The sequence below is a fragment of the Microcystis sp. M49636_WE2 genome (assembly GCF_030065375.1).
GTDB classification, from domain to species: Bacteria; Cyanobacteriota; Cyanobacteriia; order Cyanobacteriales; family Microcystaceae; genus Microcystis; species Microcystis aeruginosa_C.
Window position 1 is genome coordinate 1 of sequence record NZ_JASJFG010000183.1, and the last position, 3,119, is coordinate 3,119.

The 3,119-nt window shown below is 40.5% G+C and carries 3 protein-coding genes and 1 pseudogene; 2 read left to right on the forward strand and 2 right to left on the reverse strand.

Annotation, left to right across the window (positions count from 1 at the left end):
• Together PX484_RS04190 and PX484_RS04195 are read left to right on the forward strand one after the other, a co-directional pair.
• A pseudogene (locus PX484_RS04190) lies at window positions 1–215 on the forward strand (ABC transporter ATP-binding protein/permease); the annotation flags it as partial.
• Window positions 216–352: 137 nt separating this feature from the next.
• A complete protein-coding gene (locus tag PX484_RS04195) occupies window positions 353–886 on the forward strand; it encodes a GNAT family N-acetyltransferase (RefSeq protein WP_287670503.1) in 534 nt (177 codons plus the stop codon).
• Between the two features lie 208 nt (window positions 887–1,094).
• Here PX484_RS04195 and PX484_RS04200 read toward each other — a convergent pair whose 3' ends face one another.
• A complete protein-coding gene (locus tag PX484_RS04200; protein WP_002801149.1) occupies window positions 1,095–2,069 on the reverse strand; it encodes an MvdD family ATP-grasp ribosomal peptide maturase in 975 nt (324 codons plus the stop codon).
• 55 nt (window positions 2,070–2,124) lie between these two features.
• Window positions 2,125–3,105, reverse strand: coding sequence for an MvdC family ATP-grasp ribosomal peptide maturase (locus tag PX484_RS04205; protein ID WP_287670499.1), 981 nt, complete (start codon window positions 3,103–3,105; stop codon window positions 2,125–2,127).
• Between the last annotated feature and the right edge of the window lie 14 nt (window positions 3,106–3,119).

Genomic DNA, 3,119 nt, shown 5'->3' on the forward strand with positions numbered 1-3,119 from the left:
CTTTGTCTGAGGTTAAAACTGAGCATGATGCGGAAATTGCCGGAGTTTCTGAAATAGCCGAAGGTTTGTCCCATCAACAAATGCAGTCCCTAACTGATTATTCTTTAAGTAACGTTCGGAGTCGTGCCAGTTTAGGTAAAATTATTACTGCCAAAGATGGTTTTAATTATCGTTACGATAAAGACCCAAAAACCTTAAAATGGGTGAGAATATAGCTAATGGGGTGACAAACAGATTGAAATTGAGACAGAGTATTCAGACTTTCCCCTCTCAGGAGAACTAGAGAATCAGGTTTTTGCTGGGTAAGTTGATTAACACTGATAACTGATAACTGGTATAGGAATTTTATCAAATGAAAGCACTGGAAAAACTGGTGACGGAACGATTATATTTAGTCCCCTTAAAGCTTGAACTTCTCAAGGCCGCAATTATAGGTATCGATGAATTAGCAACAATTTTGGGGGTAAAAGTTGCAGCTGACTGGGCCGAACAAGAGTTGATTCAAGCTTTCCCTGATATTGCCAATATTTTGCTGCAATTCCCCTTACAAAATGAGTGGGGGTGGGGGAGTTTAATTATTCATCAAACAGAAAATACCCTTATTGGTCATGTGATGATCAAAATTATTCCTGATGCCACAGGTTTACCCACAGATGCTGTAGAAATTGGCTATCAAGTAGCGCCGTTATATCGACGACAAGGCTACGCATCCGAGGCGACAAAAGCAATGATGGACTGGACACTTTCTCAACCTGGTATGCAAACAGTGACCGCCGGCTGCGCTCCCGATAATATAGCTTCAAAGCGAGTTTTAGAAAAAATAGGCATGAATCTGATAGAAGCACGAGAGAAAGTCTTGGTCTGGAAATTAAGTAGGGTTTGCTGAAAAAGTTTGTTGGTGGGGTTAGGAGTCAGTTATCAGTTATCAGTTATCAGTTATCAGTTATCAGTTCACTGAGAAAACTCCCCACTTCCCACACCCTACACCCCACACTCTACACCCCACACCCTCTTTCAAGTCAGGAGTCGGGGGGGAAATCTGGAGTCAGAGCCTCGTCGATGCGATAAAATACTCTGGCTCTGTCTTTGCCAGTTTATGAGTTGACAAGGATTTCAGCGATTGCCTGGGAGATAGGAAAATAAGGAGGATAAAGTTCTAGCCAAAAAAACTCGCCAACGGGATTAATTTCTAAAAAGATATAACGTTCATCTGGTGTGACAATCATATCAATTGCGCCATAATTAAGACCGAAATATTTCACTAATTCTAGTAGTTGTTTTTCAATAGTTTTCGGTAAATCGTAGGGTTGCCATTGTTGATGGAGCGCTCTTCCCTCTTTTCGCCAATCGTAGATAGCACCGTCTAATTGTTGGGAATTAATCGCCGCCGTAAATATTTGTTCACCGACGATAGTGATGCGTAATTCCAAAGCTTTAGGAATGTTTTCCTGAAAAGTCATGGGACAAAATTGCAAACCTTCCAAATTATCTAGGTCTTCCTTAGTAACAGGACTGGTAAAAACAACCATTTCCTCTTGCTTGTCTCCATAAATAGCAAATTGAGAAAGCATTTTAGTCACAATTCCTGTCGCTTCAAACTCCTGAGCAAATTGCTTGACAGCTTCAGGATTATTAGAAGTTAAAGTCCCCGGAATTAATAAACCTAATTGTTGCGCTACTTGTAACTGCAATTGTTTATGATTGGCATGATCTACCTTAGCAATTGGGTCAAGATGAAAGCCAGATAAACTAGCAATCATTCCTCGAATACTTAACCGACATTCCTTAAGAGAAGCTTCGCGAAATTGACTATCCATCCCATCGGGTAATTTTAGTCCGTATCTCATGCGTCGATACCAGACAGAAGAAACTTCTTTTAGCTCTAATTTTTGTTCTCCATCGGTAATAATTCCGCCTTTTTGACCGCCTGAGTAAAGATCAACTTTTACCTCTGTAGGGAAGCGATCGGTATCAAAACGGAAGGCTTTTTTCCCCATCGTTTCTATGGCTTTGATTACCAGAGGAATACTTTCATTATCGTGGCTAAAAGTAACAATTAAAACGGTCATAAATCTCCTTGAAAACTTAGGATTAACAATTTTTTTTCAGTGCGAGCTTTGCCGATCAACCGAAGACTAAAAAATCGGCGATCGCATGAGAAATAGGTAAATCTAAATCCCGTTCTAACATTCCCCACTCACCACCCGGATTAACTTCTAAAAAAACGTATTCTCCCCCAGGAGTTAAGATAAAATCAAACGCCCCAAAATTCAACCCTAAATTAGCCATAAAAATCTGAAGTTGCTGCAATAGTGAATCAGGTAAAGTATGATGTTGCCAAGCACCAGGATCAATACCAGGTCTTCGCCAATCTACGGCAGAATTATTATACTGAGAAGATTCTAAAGCTCCCACAAATGTCTGTCCATTAACCACGACAATTCTCAATTCTAATTGTTTGGGAATTTCCGCTTGAAAAACCATGGGACAATAACGTAAAGATTCCGCTTCCTCAAGGTCTTCTGCTTTCACCCTACTGGTATAAAGAAAAAATTCCGGCGACTCCATACTGCGGGCGATCGCAGTTAACAATTTACTCACCATTCGTCCCTGAACCTGGGAAAAAAACTCCCGGGCAGCATCAGGATTATTGGTAACTAAAGTGGGGGGAATAATTAAGCCAACTTCTGAGGCCAAACGAAGTTGTAATAACTTATTTTTAGCCTTCTCAATTTGCGCTAAATTATCTAACCAACGCGCTGACCTTAAACTATCCCAAAAACCGGCCAAAGTCGTCTGGGATTCTCGCACACAAACCTCCCGAAACTGAGGATCTAAATCCCCTGTTAGTTCAGGTTGCCAAATACGTCTTGTCCAAACAGATTGCACCTGTTGACTATCAATAGATTGATGGTTATAGGTTAATTGATAAAAACTTTTTTTCCCATTAAATTGGGCTGCTAATTGAACCTCTAAGGGAAATTTATCGGTATCTAAGCGAAAAGGTGTGGCTCCTTTTTTTTCTATCGCCTCAGCCACGCGGTCAATCGTGAAAAAATCGCCGCTATGGGTCAACAATAAAACAACTTTAGGCGATTCTTTCATGTCAATTGCAAATC

Excerpts from the sequence above, each read along its gene's own strand:
- PX484_RS04205 (WP_287670499.1), bottom strand. The coding sequence starts at position 3,105 with ATGAAAGAATCGCCTAAAGTTGTTTTATTGTTGACCCATAGCGGCGAT.
- PX484_RS04195 (WP_287670503.1), top strand. The coding sequence starts at position 353 with ATGAAAGCACTGGAAAAACTGGTGACGGAACGATTATATTTAGTCCCC.
- PX484_RS04200 (WP_002801149.1), bottom strand. The coding sequence starts at position 2,069 with ATGACCGTTTTAATTGTTACTTTTAGCCACGATAATGAAAGTATTCCT.